Origin of the sequence: Isoptericola sp. NPDC056605 (genome assembly GCF_042792795.1) — a bacterium.
GTDB lineage: Bacteria > Actinomycetota > Actinomycetes > Actinomycetales > Cellulomonadaceae > Isoptericola.
Genome location: NZ_JBHTVT010000010.1, coordinates 21,395 through 35,832, shown reverse-complemented (window position 1 = coordinate 35,832; position 14,438 = coordinate 21,395). Strand labels below are relative to the sequence as shown.

Below are 14,438 nucleotides of genomic sequence, written 5' to 3'. Positions count from 1 at the left end.
TGACACGTCACACCGCCACGTCAGGAACCCTGGGCCCCGGCGCCCCCGCGGAGCCCGGCCAGCACGGCCGCCTCCTCCCCCGCGGTCAGGCCGGTGACCGAAGCGGCCGGGACTTCCCGCAGCCACGCGAGCGTGTCGCGCGCGGTCTCCTCCACCGGCCGCGGCGACAGGCCCGCGGCCCTCGCCGGCGCGGCGTCGTGCGCCGGCATGCCGTCGCACTCCGGCCGCGGCAGCCACAGCGGCAGCGACCGCTCCCCCGACCACGGCCGGACGTCGGCCGCCGCCAGGGCGGCGTCGTCCGCCCATGCCCAGCGCGGCGCGGCGCCGACCCCGCGCGCCACCGCGGCCAGCAGGTCGCCGACCGGGGTCACCGGCCCGACGGCGTCGAAGGTCCCGCGGGTGCGGCGCTCGGCCAGGTCGACGAGCCAGGCCGCGAGGTCGCGCACGTCGATCACCTGCACCGGGTCGGCCGGGTCGCCCGGCGCCAGGACGTCGGCGCCGTCGTCGAGCACCCGGGCCAGGCGCGCCGGCCAGTACGCGAACCGACCGCTCGGGTCCCCCGGACCGACGATCAGGCCCGGACGCACCACCGCGGCGCTCGCCGCGCCCTCGCGGACGAGCTCCTCGCACGCCACCTTCATCGCCCCGTACGCCTCCGGGTCCTGCGGCCTGTCGACGTCGTCGACCTGCGGCTCGCGCAGCCGCCCGACGCCGGGGCCGCCCGGGTCGGCGTCGTCGGCGTACACGTTGACCGTCGAGACGAACACCCAGTGCGCGTCCGGCAGCGCGGCCACCGCGCGTCGCACGTGCGACGGGGTGCGCGACACGTCCACGACGGCGTCGAACCCCTCCACGGCCAGGGCGTCCGGGAACGGGTCGGCCCGGTCCAGCGCCACGTGCCGCACGCCACCCGGCACCGGTCCCGACGAGCCACGGTTCGCGGCCACCACCTCGTGCCCTCGCGCCACGGCGTCCGCCGCGACCGCCCTCGACAGGAACACCGACCCACCCAGCACCAGGAGCCTCATGAGCACCACCCTGACGCACCCGCACGCCCCGCGCCCTGCCTTCTGCCGCCGGCAGAAGGCGCCGCCGGGCTAGTGTCCGACGACATGACCCCAGCCCTTCCGGACGACCTTCCCCGCACCGCGCCCGTGACCGCCGCGTTCGAGGTGCTCGTCCGCTTCTCCCCCGCGGCGCTCGTGCACCATGCCGTGCGGTCCACGCTGCTGGCGGTCGACCTCGGCCGGCAGCTGGCCCTCCCCGTCGACGACGAGGTGCTCGCCGTCGCGGGCCTCCTGCACGACGCCGGCCTCACGGCCGGGTTCGACGCGCACGCCGAGCCGTTCGAGGTCGCGGGCGGCAACGTGGCCTGGGCGGTCACCGCGGGCGCCGGCTGGAGCACGCAGCGCCGTGACCGCGCGGCGCGGGCGGTCGTCGACCACATGCTCGACGACGCCGACGTCCCGCCGGGCGAGCGCCCGGAGGGGTATCTCCTCGCCCGGTCCACCGGCGCCGACGTCAGCGGCCGCGGGCTCGAGCACTGGCCCACGGCCTTCCGCGCGGACCTCGAGGCCCGGTGGCCCCGGCTCGACTTCCGCGACACGTTCAGCGCCTGCCTCCGGGACCAGGCCGCGCGCAAGCCCGCGTCCGTCGTGGCCGCCTACGTCGCCGCGGGCGGAGCCGACCGGGTGCGCTGACCGGCGCGGTCGCCGACGACGCTGCGACGCTCACCAGCGCTGCGCGACGTCCTCCGCCCAGCCGTCGAGGCCGTCGACGTCGAGGCGCACGCCGGCGTCGGTCGTGACCCAGCCCGACCAGGTGCCGAAGCACTGGTGGGTGGACGACGCCACGACCCCGAGCTGGGTGCGGCTCACGCGGTCGTGGGCGGGCACGAAGGCGAGGTCCAGCCGTTCGCCGCGCACCCGCCACGGCGCGGTGTACGCGCGGCGGTCGAACGTCCAGTCGAGCTCGTCGTGGAGCTTGTGCAGGCGGCCGTCGACGAGCACCCCGTTCTCCGTGGTCGCGCCGGCGCGCGTCCACGTCCCGCCGAGCTGCAGCGCCACCTCGTGCCCCGCGCCGTCGGCGTCGACGCCCCGGCCGAACCCCACGCCCCACTGCCAGGCGGCGCGGTAGGGCCAGCGGCCCCGCCCGTGGTCGAGGACGGCCCACGCCCCCGTAGCGACCGGGTGCTCGACGCCGTCGAGCCGGAGCCGGCCGGTGGCGGGCCGACCCACGTCCTTCACGGTGTACTGGAACCGCCGGTCCGACCAGGGCACCACGACCCCGAGCAGCTCCCGGCCCGCCGGCCGGGACACCGTCACGTCGAGGTCCACGCGCGGCGTCCGGGCACGCAGGCGCGTGCCGCCGGGCCCCTCGTCGACGGCGATCGCCACCGGGCGCGTGCGCGACCGGACGGGGCCGGCGCCGAGGCGGCCGGGCAGCGTCGCCGACCGGTTCAGCGGCGCGATCGCGACGGCGTCGACCTCCTCGCCGGTCGCCCGGTCCAGCACCCACACCTGGTGCAGCGCGGCGTAGTCCAGCGCGGACGTGGTGAGCGCGACGACGTGGTCCGCGGTGACGACCGCCCAGTACTCCCACCGCTTGTTCCGGCCCAACCCGCGCAGGCCGCGTCCGATGCCGGACGTGTCGTGCAGGGGCACGCGCGACCAGCCGACGGCGTCGGGGTCCAGGCGCCCGTCGGGGAGGCAGAGGGGCAGGTCGGCGACGATCTCGCGCTCGGTCACGGGGCGAGGCTAGCGCCGCCTGCTAACGTCCGGGCGTGCCCGACTCCCCCGCCGCCGCCGTCACCTTCCGCCTCGCGACCCGCGACGACCTGCCGCGTGTCGTCGAGCTCATCGCCGACGACGCCGTCGCCGCCTCCCGCACCGGCGTGTTCGGGCCGGCGCACGTGGCGGGCTTCGAGGCGGTCGAGGCCAGCCCGAACGACGAGCTCGTCGTCGCCGAGCTGGACGGCGCGGTGGTCGGCGTCATGCAGCTGACGTTCGTGCCCGGGATCTCCCGCAACGGCGCCACGCGCCTGCTCGTCGAGGCGGTGCGCGTCGACGCCGCGCTGCGCGGCCAGGGGCTGGGCCGCGCGCTCATGGAGCACGCGCACGAGCGGGGCCGCGAGCGCGGCTGCGTGCTGGCCCAGCTCACGTCGGACAAGCAGCGGCCCGACGCGCACCGGTTCTACCGGTCGCTCGGCTACGCGCAGTCGCACGAGGGCTTCAAGCTCCCGCTGTGACGCCGGGGCCCGGCTCGCCCTCCGCGGCCTCCGGACGGCGCACGTCGCGGATGCCGACCATGCTCACCAGCCCGCCGAGCACGAGCAGCCCCGCGGTGACCAGCAGAGCGCGGTGGAACGACGCGACGTCGAGCACCCCGCCGAGGATGACGCCGGCGAACGCGACGGTCAGCAGCCCGGCCACGCGCGAGACGGCGTTGTTCACCGCCGAGGCGATGCCGGCGTCGGCGGCCGGGGCGGCGCCCAGGATCGCGGCGGTCAGCGGCGCGACGGTGATGGACAGCCCCAGACCGAACACCAGCAGCCCCGGCAGCACCTGCGTCACGTAGGTCGCGTCCGCGTCCATCGTGAGCAGCAGCAGGTAGCCGGCGCCCGCGACCACCGGCCCGATCGTCATGAACCACCGCGCCCCGTACCGGGCCGCCAGGGTGCCGAACCGCGTCGACAGCGCGAGCATCGCGAGGGTCGACGGCAGCTGCGCGACGCCGGCGGCGGTGGCCGACCAGCCCGCCACCTGCTGCAGGAACAGGCCGAGCACGAACCCGCCGAGCGAGAGCGCGCCGTAGACGGCGAAGGTCGCGACGTTGCCCCACGCGAAGTTGCGCGCGGCGAACAGGCGCGGCGGCATCATCGGGTCCCGCGCGCGCCGCTCGTAGACCACGAACGCGACCAGGAGCACCACCCCGACCGCGACGGCGGCCCACGTCCGCTCGATGAGCCCGTACACGCCCGCCGCGAGGCCGGTCGCGGCGAGCACGGCGCCCGGCACGTCGAGCCGGCGGCCGGTGGTCTGCCGCACCTCCGGCACCGGCCGCAGCAGCACGAGCGTGACGACGACGACCGGCAGGTTGATCCAGAACACCCACCGCCACGACAGCAGGTCCACCAGGCCGCCGCCGACGAACGGGCCGACGATCATCGCCGTGCCGGTCCACGCCGTCCACCGCCCGATGGCGCGGCCCTGCGCCTCGCCGTCGAACGTCGAGATGATGAGCGCCAGCGAGCTCGGCACCAGCAGCGCCCCGGCCACCCCCTGCAGCAGGCGGGCGCCCACGAGCACCGGGCCGGTCGGCGCGAGCGCGCACAGCACCGACGCCGCGGCGAACCCCACGAGTCCCGCGACGAGCACCCGGCGCCGCCCGTACAGGTCCGACAGCGACCCGGCGAGCAGGATGAGCGAGCCGAGGGTGACCAGGTAACCGTCCACCACCCACTGCTGCAGGCTGAGCCGCGCCTCGCCCGAGCCGCCGAGCTCGTCGCCGATGGCGGGCAGCGCCACGTTCACGACCGTGCCGTCGAGGAACGACACGAACGACGCCAGGATCGCGACCACCAGGACGCGGCTGCGCAGCCGGGCCTGCGCCGCGTCGGGCACGGACGGTGTGCTCACCGGATCACGGTACGGCGCAATGGCGGTGACGCGCCGGTCGTGGGGCGCTAGCGTCGCCGGCGTGACCCTCGAGTTCCGGCGCACCGCCATCACCGACGTCCCCGCATCGCGGCGCCTCGGCGCCGAGGCCTTCGGCGTCCCGTCCACGCCCGCACCCGATCCCGACCCGGCGGCCTGGCCGCTGCCGAACATCCGGCCCTGGGTCGCGACCGACGACGGCGAGGTGGTCGCGGGGCTGGGCGTCCGGTCGTTCACGACCTGGTTCCACGGCGTCCGGCTGCCGACCGCGGGCTTCGCCGGTGTCACCGTCGCCGCCGAGCGCCGGGGCTCCGGCCTGCTCCGCCCGCTGATGGAGGCCGCGCTCGCGGAGGCCCGTGACCTGGGTGACGTCGTCTCGACGCTGTACCCGTCGTCGGCGGGCATCTACCGCGGGCTGGGCTACGAGGTGGTGGGCGCGTTCGAGGACGTGCGGATCCCGATGGCGGCCCTCGCGGCCGTGCCCCGGCCCGCCGAGGACGTGCGCGCCCGGCGGGCCACCGCTGCCGACGTCCCCGCCGTCCGGCGGGTGTACGAGGCGTGGGCCTCCGCGCAGAACGGCCCCCTCTCCCGGGCCGAGACCCCGTTCACGATGGAGGCCGACGACATGGTGGGCCCCGACGCCGACTACACGGGCGTCAGCCTCGCCGTGCGCGGTACGGGGGCGGCCGAGGAGGTGCTCGGCTTCGCGAGCTGGTCGCGCGGCCCGGGCTACGACCGCACCAACACCATCGAGGTCGACGACCTGGTCGCGCTCACCCCCGACGCGGCCCGCGTCCTGTGGCGGGTGCTCGCCTCGTTCGCGTCCGTCGCGGGCTGGGTGCAGGTCGGCACGTCGGGCGGCTGGTCGGGGGTCGACGTCTCGCGCCTGGTGCTGCCCGACCACGCGGCGACCTCGGCGCCTCGCCCGTACATGCTGCGCCTGCTCGACGTGCCCGGCGCACTCGGCGCCGCCCGGGTGGCGCCGGTGCCGGCCCGCGTGCCGCTCGCCGTCGTCGACCCGCGGACGCCGGACCTCGAGGGCGCGTGGACCCTCGAGGCCGCCGACGGCGCGGTGCGCGTCACGCCCGACGACGACGCCGCCCCGGGCGACCGCCTCACGTTCACGTCCGCCGGGCTGGCCGCGACGTGGGCGGGCGCGCAGTCGACGGCGAACGCCCGGCTCGCGGGCGGCGCGTCGGGGCCCGCCGCGCACGACGCCGTCTGGGACGCCCTGTGGGGCGGCCGCCAGGTGCACGTGCGCGACTACTTCTGAGGCCCGGCCCCGGATGCCCGGCCCCGCCCGCTCCCCCGCCGCCGTGACCCGCGCGCTGGCGCCCCGGCTCGCGCTGCTCCTGCTCGCGCTCGTCGTCGCGCGACTCGGGCGCCTGGCCGAGCACCGGCTGGCCGAGCCGGTCGGCGGCCCGCTCGGTGACGTCCTGGCGGCGGCCCTCGTCGCGGTCCTCGTCCTGGTCGTGCGCCCGCGGACGCGGGCGCTCACGGCCGGGCTGGTCGGGTTCGCGCTCTGCGCGGCGGTCGAGCTGCTGCGGCTGACGTCGCTGCCGCAGGCCCTCGCCTCGCGGTGGCCGCCCCTGGCCCCGGTGCTCGGCGCCGCCTTCTCCCCGGCGGGCCTGCTCTGGTGCGCGGCGGGCGCGGTCCTCGGCGCGGTCGCGGGCGTCGCCGTCGCGCGCGCCGTCTCCCGGGGCCGGCGCGCGGGGACGGAGCACCAGGGGTAGCCACCATACCTAGAGGTAGGTATGGTGGCGGCATGAGCACGCCGACCGATGCGCGCGACCGGCTCGTCGCCGCCGCGCAGGAGATGTTCGCCGCCCAGGGCGTGGGCGCCACCAGCCCTCGCCAGGTCCTGGCCGCCAGCGGGGTGGGGCAGGGCAGCCTCTACCACCACTTCCCCACGAAGCACGACCTCGCCGCGGCCGCCGTCGGCGCCACCGTCGAGGCCGCGCTCACCGCGGCGCGCCGCGACCTGGAGGGCACGACGCCGGCCCTGGACCGCGTCGTCGCGTACCTCGAGCGCCCCCGCGACGCGCTCGCGGGCTGCAAGGTCGGCCGCCTCACCAGCGACCAGGCCGTCATGGACGACGACGGACTGCGCGACGTCGTCACCGCCTACTTCGTCCGCCTGCTCGACGTCGTCGCCACGACCCTGCGCGAGACCGGACTGCCGGACGACACCGCCCGCGACCGTGCGCACGCCGCCGTCGCGATCGTGCAGGGCGGCTACGTGCTCGCCCGCGCCACCGGCGACCCCGACGCGATGCGGGCCGCCGTGCGCGGCTTCGTCTCGATCCTCACCCCGGAGAACACGAAGGAGACCGCGTGACCTTCCGCGAGCGCCTGCGCGCCCTGCCGACCTTCCCGCCCGGCCTGCCGCCGTTCGGCGTCGACCTGGACGACCTCACCACCGCCCCGGCTACGCCGCAGGAGCTGTTCGCGCAGTGGTTCGACGACGCGCTCGCCGCCGGCGTCGGCGCCCCGCACGCGGCGACCCTCTCGACGGCGGACGCCGCGGGCCGCGTGCACGCGCGCACCCTGGTGATCAAGGACGTCACCGCCGACGGCTGGTGGTTCGCGGGGCACGCGACGAGCCCCAAGGGCCGCGACCTGGGCGAGAACCCGCACGCGGCGCTCACCGTCTTCTGGCGCGACCTCGGCCGGCAGGTCCGCGTCAGCGGGCGCGCCTCCTCCGCCGGGCCCGACGCCGGAGCCTCGGACTTCCGCGCCCGCCCGGACGGCTCGCGCGCCGCCGGGCTCGTCGGTCACCAGAGCGAGCCGCTCGGCTCCCGGCAGGAGTACTGGGACGCCTTCGCGGGCCGCCTGGACGAGGCGCGCGAGCACCCCGACGCCGTCGCCCCGGCGTGGACCGCCTGGGTGCTCGCCCCCGCCACCGTCGAGTTCTGGGCGGCCAGCGACGACAAGGGCCAGTCCCGCCTCCGCTACCGCACCGACGCGCCGCCTGCCCGCACCGAGACCGCCTGGACCAAGGAGCTGTTGTGGCCGTGAGCCCCACCGACACCGACGCGCGCACCCCCGACCTCGCGCACGCCCTCGCCGACGCCGACGCCGCCCTCGCCGCCCTGATCGACGTCGTGCGCGGCCTGCCGGAGGGCGCGGGCGCCGACCCGTCCCCCCTCGACGGGTGGACCCGCGGGCACGTGCTGTCGCACGTGACGAACGTGGCCGCCGCCCTCGCACGCCAGGCGGAGTACGCCGCGCGCGGCGAGACGGTCGCCCCGTACGACGGGGGTCCGGCCGGGCGGAACGCCGACATCGAGGCGGGCGCCGGGCGCAGCGCCGCGGAGCACGCGGCCGCGCTGGAGGTGGCACGGGCCCGGCTCCTGGCGGCCTGGCCCGCGCCGGACGACGCACTGTGGGCCGCACCCGTGGCGTACCGGGACGGCGTCCTCGCGGACGCGCTGCTCGCCTGGTGGCGCGAGGCCCGCATCCACGCGGTCGACGCGACCGCCGGCCTCGGCGCGGCGGTGGGGTACGGCTCCTGGGACGACGCGTTCTGCGCGCACCTGCGCGACTTCCTCGCCGTGCGCCTGCCGGAGTCCGAGGGCGCCGACGGCGCGGGCCTGGAGCTCGCCGGCGACGCGCGCGACGTCGCCGCCTGGCTCGCCGGGCGCGCCCCCTCGGGCCCCGTCTCAGCGCTCCGGGACGGCGCCGCCGTGCCGCTGCCCGACCTCGGGCCGTGGCCGTCGTCGGCGACCCCGAAGCCCTGACCTGCGACGGCGCCTGCCGCGGGTGTGACCCACGTCACTGCAGGTCAGAGGCCCGTGTGAGGTTGCTCTCATTCTTTGTGACAGTTTTCACGCGCGGCGTATGGTGACCCGGTGACTTCGAGTGCTACGACTGCTGGGGCCCCCACAGGGGCCGACGTCGACGTCGTCCTCATCGGCGGCGGAATCATGAGCGCCACGCTCGGCACGCTGCTCCAGCAGCTCGAGCCGTCGTGGTCCATCCGGATCTACGAGCGCCTGGACGACGTGGCGCAGGAGTCCTCGAACCCGTGGAACAACGCGGGCACGGGGCACGCCGCGCTCTGCGAGCTCAACTACACGCCCGAGCGCAAGGACGGCTCGATCGACATCACCAAGGCGGTGGCGATCAACGAGCAGTTCGAGATCTCGCGCGAGCTGTGGCAGCACCTGCTCGCCACGGGCCGCATCAAGGACGACTCGTTCCTCAGCAAGACCCCGCACATGACGTTCGTGCGCGGCGAGAAGAACGTGGACTACCTGCGCCGCCGCTACGAGACGCTGCACGTGCACCCCCTGTTCCGCGACCTCGAGTACAGCACCGACCGCGCCACCATCGGCCGCTGGGCGCCGCTGCTGACCACCGAGCGCGACGCCGACGAGCCGATCGCCGCGACCCGCGCGACCTCGGGCACCGACGTCGACTTCGGCAACCTCACCCGCCAGCTCGTCGACGGGCTCGTCGCGAACGGCGCCGAGCTCGAGCTCCAGCACGAGGTGAAGAGCCTCAAGCGCACCAAGGACGGCCGCTGGCGCCTGCGCGTCAAGGACCGCTCGTGGAACGCGCGGAACCGCACCAGCACCGTCACCGCGAAGTTCATCTTCGTCGGCGCCGGCGGCGGCGCGCTCCCCCTGCTCCAGTCGGCCGGCATCCCCGAGATCAAGGGCTTCGGCGGCTTCCCCATCTCCGGCGAGTTCCTGCGCACGGACGACCCGGAGCTCGTCGCGCAGCACCAGGCGAAGGTCTACGGCAAGGCCGACGTCGGCGCCCCGCCGATGTCCGTGCCCCACCTCGACACCCGCGTGGTCGACGGCAAGACGTACCTCATGTTCGGCCCCTACGCCGGCTTCAGCCCCAAGTACCTCAAGAAGGGCAAGTACCTGGGCCTGATCACGTCGCTGCGCGCCAACAACGTGACGTCGATGCTCGGCGCCGGCCTCAAGAACCTCGACCTCACGCAGTACCTCGTCGGCCAGCTCCTGGCCGCGCCCGAGACGAAGTTCCAGGCGCTCCAGCAGTTCATGCCGACCGCTCACCCCAAGGACTGGGAGAAGCTGACGGCGGGGCAGCGCGTGCAGGTCATCAAGCGCGACGCCGACGGCAAGGGCGTGCTCCAGTTCGGCACCGAGATCGTCACGGGCGCCGAGGGCTCCATCGCCGGCCTGCTGGGCGCCTCGCCGGGCGCCTCGACCGCGGCCTCCGCGATGGTCGACCTGCTCGAGCGGTGCTTCCCGTTCCGGTTCACCAAGTGGCGCCCCGAGCTCGCCTCGGTCATGCCCAGCCTGGACGGCGTGCCCGCCGACGCCAGCACCATCGACGCGACGCCGGTCCCCGACTCGCCGTCGTACCTGCACGCCGACGGCGTCCTGGACGCGGCGGTCTACGAGTCGCAGGCGGACTCCCGCCTCTGAGCGCCTGAGCGCTCCCCCTCCTCGGCGGCGTCAGAGAGCCTGGACGATCTTGTCCACCTGCTCCCTGGCGTCGCCGAAGAGCATCCGGGTGTTCTCCCGGAAGAACAGCGGGTTCTGCACGCCCGCGTAGCCGGTCGCGAGCGACCGCTTGAAGACCACGACGTCGCGCGCCTTCCACGCCTCGATGACGGGCATGCCCGCGATGGGTGACGACGGGTCGTCCTGCGCCGCCGGGTTCACGGTGTCGTTGGCGCCGATGACGAGCACGACGTCGGTGCCGGGCAGGTCCGGGTTGACCTCGTCCATCTCGAGCACGACGTCGTAGGGCACGCGCGCCTCCGCCAGCAGCACGTTCATGTGGCCGGGCAGCCGCCCCGCCACGGGGTGCACGCCGAACCGGACGGTCACGCCGCGCGCCCGCAGGCGCTCGGCGAGGTCCGCCACCGGGTGCTGCGCCTTGGCCACCGCCATCCCGTACCCGGGCACGACGACGACCGACCGCGCCGCGGTGAGCAGCGCGGCCACCTCGTCGGGCGACGTCTCGCGCACCTCCCCCGCCTCCTGCGTGCCGCCACCGGGGCCGCCCGTCGTTTCGCCAGCAGCGCCCGCGCCGAAGCCGCCGAGCACGACGGACCAGAACGACCGGTTCATCGCCCGGCACATGAGGTAGCTGAGGATCGCGCCGGAGGCCCCGACCAGGGCGCCGGTGACGATGAGCAGGTCGTTGCCGAGGGTGAACCCGGCGGCCGCGGCGGCCCAGCCGGAGTACGAGTTGAGCATCGACACCACGACCGGCATGTCCCCGCCGCCGATTGCGGCGACGAGGTGCCACCCGAGCGCGAACGCGACGAGCGTCATGAGCAGCAGGGGCAGGAGCGCGGACCCGACGTCGTCGGCGGTGACGAACCAGGCCAGCAGGCCGGCGGACGCGACCAGCGCCAGCAGGTTGAGCGCGTGCCGCCCGGGCAGCGTGAGCGGCGCCGAGGGCAGCCGCCCCGACAGCTTGCCGAACGCCACGACCGACCCCGTGAACGTCACCGCGCCGATGAGCACGCCGAGGAACACCTCGACGCGGTGCACGGTGTCGCCGCCCGCGGCCGCCGCACCCGCGGGCTCGGCGAGGAACGAGCCGTAGCCGACCAGCACGGCCGACAGCCCGACGAACGAGTGCAGCAGCGCGATGAGCTCCGGCATCTGCGTCATCTCGACGCGCCGGGCCCGCCACGACCCCACGGCCGCGCCCACGACCAGCACCAGCAGGATCAGGCCGGCCGTCACGGGCCACGGGCGCTGCGACCGGTCGAGCGCCAGCGCGACGGTGGCGACGATCGCGAGCCCCATGCCGAGCATCCCGAGCACCGTGCCGCGCCGCGCGGACTCCTGCGCCGACAGCCCCGCCAGCGACAGCACGAACAGCAGCGCCGCGATCACGTACGCGGCCTGCGCGACCGACGTCACCGTCATGGCGCCTCCCGCCGGAACATGCCCAGCATCCGGTTCGTCACGAGGAACCCGCCGAACACGTTGACGCTCGCGAGCGCCGCGGCCACGACGGCGAGCGTCGTGACCAGGGGCGAGGAGTCGCCGATCTGCAGCAGCGCGCCGACCATGATGATGCCGCTGATCGCGTTGGTCTGGGCCATGAGCGGCGTGTGCAGGGCGTGCGTGACGTTCGAGATCACGTAGAAGCCGACCACCACCGCGAGCGCGAACACCGTGTAGTGCCCGACGGCGTCCGGCGGCGAGGCGGCGATCAGCAGGCCCGCGGCGACGGCGCCGAGGGCGCCCAGCACCGTGCGGCGCGTCGCACGGCGACGGCGCTCCGCCCCGGGGTCGGCGGCGGCCGGCTCGGGTGGTGCGGGCGTCGGGGCGGGCGGGGGTGCCGCGGACACCGCGACGGGCGGGGGCGGCCAGGTCACCTGGCCCTCGTGCGTCACGCTCATCCCGCGGACCACGGGGTCGTCGAGGTCGAGGACGAGGCGCCCGTCCTTGCCCGGCGTCAGGAGCGTGAGCAGGTTGACCACCACGGTGCCGAGCAGCCGCGAGCTGTGCTGCGGCAGGCGCGCGGCCAGGTCGGTGTACCCGAGCACGACGACGCCGCGGCCGGTGACCACCCGCTGCCCCGGCACCGTCGCCTCGCAGTTGCCGCCGCCGGGCGCGGCCAGGTCCACGACCACCGACCCGGGGCGCATCGCGTCGAGCATCGCGCGCGTGATCGTCGTCGGGGCCGTGCCGCGCACGAGGGCGGTCGTGACGACGACGTCCGCCTGCGCGGACTGCTCCGCGTACGCGCGCAGGGCGGCCGCCTCCTGGTCGGCGCTCTGCGCGCTCGCGTACCCGTCGGCGCTGACCTGCTGGACGGCGTCGTCCGCGCGCACGACGCGGGCGCCGAGCGACTCGATCTGCTCGGCCGCCTCGGGCCGCACGTCGAAGGCGTGCACCTCGGCGCCCAGGCTCACGGCGGTGCCGATCGCCGCCAGCCCCGCCACGCCGGCGCCGATGACGAACACCCGCGCGGGCGGGGTGCTGCCCGCGGCCGTCACCTGGCCGGCGAACATGCCGCCGAACTCCTCGGCCGCCTCGACCACCGCGCGGTACCCGGCCACGTTGGACAGCGCCGACAGCACGTCGAGGGCCTGCGCGCGCGAGATCCGAGGCACCGCGTCGAGGGCCAGCGCGGTCACGCCGCGCGCGGCGATCGCGTCCAGCAGGTCGGGGCTCGCCGCGGGCGCGAGCTGGGCGACGAGCGTCGCGCCCGGCCGCATCAGGTCGAGCTCCGCGAGGCCCGGCGGGTGCAGGGTGACCACGACGTCGGCCGACCACACGTCGGCCCGGTCGGCGACGCGGGCGCCCGCCGCGACGTAGTCGTGCGCGGGCAGGCGCGCGCCGTCCCCGACCCCGGGCTCGACCACGACGTCGTGCCCGAGGCCGACGAGGCGGCGGGCGGCGTCCGGGGTGACGGCGACGAGGCGCGGGTCCGCGCCGGTCGCGCGAGGAGCACCGATACGCATGGCCGTCCCCTCAGCGGGCGGTGTCCGACGAGGTGTCGAGAGCGCCGCGCAGGCTGCCCCACGCCGTCCACCGGTCGACCTCGACGACGGCGGTCACGCGGGCACGGTCGCGCACCTTGTACGGGTCGCCGGTGTAGTGGCGCGCGATGCGGTCGGTGTCGGCGAGGTCGACGTCGTCGCGCCACGCGGTGACGCGGCCGAGCAGCGTGGCGTGCGTGTACCAGTCGTCGTCCAGCACGGTGAGGCTCACGTGCGGGTTCGCGTGCAGGTGCTGCACCCGCTTGCGCGTCGCGTCGAGGTTCACCAGCACGTGCCAGCCGTCCGCGCCGTCCTCCTCGAGCAGGTACCACGTCGCCGCGGTGACGGGGCTGCCGTCGGGCCGGACGACGCCGATCACGGCGGGCTGGGGGCGGCGCAGCAGGTCGAGCACGGGGGCCGGGAACGGCGGACGGGGCATCGTTGACTCCTCGCGGACTTCGTGACGCACGGCACTTGCGGTCGCTCGGCGCCGACGCTACGCCCTGGACGTGCGCGGATGCACGCGGTCTTGTCGTCCGTGCCCCCGCTAGGGTGACCGGCAAGCGCTTGCCCGCTCCCGTCCCAGCCCACCTCCGGAGGACCCGCATGCCCCGCACCGTCCACCTCGCCGGCGACTCCACCGCCGGCCCGAAGAGCCGTGCCGCCGCCCCCGAGACCGGCTGGGGGATGGCCCTGCCGTACTACCTCGACGACGCCGTCGCCGTCGCCAACCACGCGCGCAACGGCCGCAGCACCCGCAGCTTCGTCACCCAGGGGCGGCTCGACGCCGTGGCCCGCGACCTGCGGGCGGGCGACGTCCTGGTGATCCAGTTCGGCCACAACGACGCGAAGGTCGAGGACCCCGAGCGGCACACCGAGCCGTGGACGTCCTACACCGATCACCTCGCCCGGTTCGTCGACGTCGCGCGCGCCGCGGGCGCGCGGCCCGTGCTCGCGACGTCGGTCGAGCGGCGCCGGTTCGACGACGCGGGCCGCGCGGTGCCCGCCCACGGCGAGTACCCCGACGCGATGCGCGCCCTCGCCGCGCGCGAGGACGTGCCGCTCGTGGACGTCCAGCGCGACTCGCTCGCGCTGTGGCTCGACCTCGGGCCCGAGCGCACGCTGCACTACTTCTTCCACGCCGACGACGGGCGCCGCGACGACACGCACTTCAACCCGCCGGGAGCGGGGGCCGTCGCCCGGCTCGTCGCCACCGGCCTCCTCACCGCGGGCGTGCTCGCCGCCGGCGAGGTGCGCCGGCTGGACGAGGACGTGCCCGACGCCTGGTTCCGCTGGCACGACGACGAGCCGGCCTGACCCCGCGGGTACCCGGAGGGTCGGGCAGC

Annotated in this window: 14 protein-coding genes and 1 pseudogene; 9 read left to right on the top strand and 6 right to left on the bottom strand. The window is 76.1% G+C overall.

The genetic code is table 11. The features are described from left to right. Nucleotides 1–20 precede the first annotated feature (20 nt). Entirely contained in the window at nucleotides 21–1,028 is a 1,008-nt protein-coding gene (locus ACFQ8Y_RS11890; protein ID WP_430585575.1) for an NAD-dependent epimerase/dehydratase family protein, read from the bottom strand. A gap of 84 nt (nucleotides 1,029–1,112) precedes the next feature. Between ACFQ8Y_RS11890 and ACFQ8Y_RS11885 the strand changes: the two genes are divergently transcribed. Continuing rightward, nucleotides 1,113–1,700 (top strand): HD domain-containing protein, encoded by a 588-nt coding sequence (locus tag ACFQ8Y_RS11885; RefSeq protein ID WP_430585574.1) that lies wholly within the window; start codon nucleotides 1,113–1,115, stop codon nucleotides 1,698–1,700. A 30-nt stretch (nucleotides 1,701–1,730) separates the two neighbouring features. On the opposite strand, the gene ACFQ8Y_RS11880 is transcribed toward ACFQ8Y_RS11885, so the two are convergent. Then, entirely contained in the window at nucleotides 1,731–2,747 is a 1,017-nt protein-coding gene (locus tag ACFQ8Y_RS11880; RefSeq protein WP_430585573.1) for a DUF2804 domain-containing protein, read from the bottom strand. Between the two features lie 35 nt (nucleotides 2,748–2,782). Here ACFQ8Y_RS11880 and ACFQ8Y_RS11875 point away from each other — a divergent pair, with 35 nt between their 5' ends. Further along, nucleotides 2,783–3,247, top strand: a complete 465-nt coding sequence (locus ACFQ8Y_RS11875; protein WP_430550141.1) for a GNAT family N-acetyltransferase — start codon at nucleotides 2,783–2,785, stop codon at nucleotides 3,245–3,247. Here the strand turns inward: ACFQ8Y_RS11875 and ACFQ8Y_RS11870 are convergent. After that, nucleotides 3,231–4,637, bottom strand: a complete 1,407-nt coding sequence (locus ACFQ8Y_RS11870) for an MFS transporter (RefSeq protein WP_430550142.1) — start codon at nucleotides 4,635–4,637, stop codon at nucleotides 3,231–3,233. The genes ACFQ8Y_RS11875 and ACFQ8Y_RS11870 overlap by 17 nt on opposite strands. A 61-nt stretch (nucleotides 4,638–4,698) precedes the next feature. Between ACFQ8Y_RS11870 and eis the strand changes: the two genes are divergently transcribed. The 6 genes and pseudogenes from eis to mqo form a co-directional block, all read left to right on the top strand. Next, a complete protein-coding gene (eis, locus tag ACFQ8Y_RS11865) occupies nucleotides 4,699–5,928 on the top strand; it encodes an enhanced intracellular survival protein Eis (protein ID WP_430585572.1) in 1,230 nt (409 codons plus the stop codon). A gap of 13 nt (nucleotides 5,929–5,941) precedes the next feature. Beyond that, nucleotides 5,942–6,388 (top strand): DUF2809 domain-containing protein, encoded by a 447-nt coding sequence (locus tag ACFQ8Y_RS11860; protein WP_430585571.1) that lies wholly within the window; start codon nucleotides 5,942–5,944, stop codon nucleotides 6,386–6,388. Nucleotides 6,389–6,420: 32 nt separating this feature from the next. Then, nucleotides 6,421–6,993 carry a TetR/AcrR family transcriptional regulator gene (locus tag ACFQ8Y_RS11855; protein ID WP_430550145.1) on the top strand — a complete coding sequence of 191 codons (573 nt, stop codon included), beginning with the start codon at nucleotides 6,421–6,423 and terminating at the stop codon, nucleotides 6,991–6,993. Further along, nucleotides 6,990–7,673: a pyridoxal 5'-phosphate synthase gene (locus tag ACFQ8Y_RS11850; protein ID WP_430585570.1), complete on the top strand. Its 684-nt coding sequence runs from the start codon at nucleotides 6,990–6,992 to the stop codon at nucleotides 7,671–7,673. Before ACFQ8Y_RS11855 ends, ACFQ8Y_RS11850 begins: the two co-directional genes overlap by 4 nt. Beyond that, nucleotides 7,670–8,395: a maleylpyruvate isomerase family mycothiol-dependent enzyme gene (locus ACFQ8Y_RS11845; RefSeq protein WP_430585569.1), complete on the top strand. Its 726-nt coding sequence runs from the start codon at nucleotides 7,670–7,672 to the stop codon at nucleotides 8,393–8,395. The genes ACFQ8Y_RS11850 and ACFQ8Y_RS11845 overlap by 4 nt, the downstream gene beginning before the upstream one ends. 108 nt (nucleotides 8,396–8,503) lie before the next feature. Next, a pseudogene (gene mqo, locus ACFQ8Y_RS11840) lies at nucleotides 8,504–10,063 on the top strand (malate dehydrogenase (quinone)); the annotation flags it as partial. 30 nt (nucleotides 10,064–10,093) lie between these two features. Here the strand turns inward: mqo and pntB are convergent. Genes pntB through ACFQ8Y_RS11825 form a run of 3 tightly spaced genes read right to left on the bottom strand, consistent with a single transcriptional unit; the run spans nucleotide 10,094 to nucleotide 13,531 of the window. Next, nucleotides 10,094–11,527, bottom strand: coding sequence for a Re/Si-specific NAD(P)(+) transhydrogenase subunit beta (gene pntB / locus ACFQ8Y_RS11835; protein ID WP_430550148.1), 1,434 nt, complete (start codon nucleotides 11,525–11,527; stop codon nucleotides 10,094–10,096). After that, nucleotides 11,524–13,074, bottom strand: coding sequence for a Re/Si-specific NAD(P)(+) transhydrogenase subunit alpha (locus tag ACFQ8Y_RS11830; RefSeq protein WP_430585568.1), 1,551 nt, complete (start codon nucleotides 13,072–13,074; stop codon nucleotides 11,524–11,526). Before ACFQ8Y_RS11830 ends, pntB begins: the two co-directional genes overlap by 4 nt. Nucleotides 13,075–13,084: 10 nt before the next feature. Further along, nucleotides 13,085–13,531, bottom strand: a complete 447-nt coding sequence (locus ACFQ8Y_RS11825) for a pyridoxamine 5'-phosphate oxidase family protein (protein WP_430550150.1) — start codon at nucleotides 13,529–13,531, stop codon at nucleotides 13,085–13,087. Nucleotides 13,532–13,698: 167 nt separating this feature from the next. Here ACFQ8Y_RS11825 and ACFQ8Y_RS11820 point away from each other — a divergent pair, with 167 nt between their 5' ends. Then, nucleotides 13,699–14,409, top strand: coding sequence for a rhamnogalacturonan acetylesterase (locus ACFQ8Y_RS11820; protein WP_430585567.1), 711 nt, complete (start codon nucleotides 13,699–13,701; stop codon nucleotides 14,407–14,409). Nucleotides 14,410–14,438: the final 29 nt, after the last annotated feature.